We start from the raw sequence: 257 nt of genomic DNA, 5'->3' as shown, positions 1-257 counted from the left end.
CGCGCATTCTCGCCGGCAGCACCGACATCGGCCTGTGGGTCACCAAGCAGATGCGCCGGCTCGACGACCTGATCTACGTCGGCCAGATCGTCGAACTGCAGACTATCGCGCACGGCGACGACTGGATCGAGATCGGCGCGGGCGTGACGCTCGAGAACGCGTATGCGGCACTCGCCGGCACGTATCCGGAGCTGACCGAAATGTGGAAGCGCTTCGCGTCGCTGCCGATCCGCAACGCGGGGACGATGGGCGGCAAC

General features: G+C 66.5%; 1 protein-coding gene. It reads left to right on the top strand.

The window, feature by feature from the left end; all coding sequences use genetic code 11:
- The coding region (locus SB772_RS43010) for an FAD binding domain-containing protein (protein ID WP_410838898.1) at positions 1–257 on the top strand (257 nt) is incomplete at both ends.

It is taken from the genome of Paraburkholderia sp. SIMBA_030, assembly GCF_046535245.1.
In the GTDB taxonomy this organism is placed as follows: domain Bacteria; phylum Pseudomonadota; class Gammaproteobacteria; order Burkholderiales; family Burkholderiaceae; genus Paraburkholderia.
This window is presented reverse-complemented; position numbering and strand designations above follow the sequence as displayed.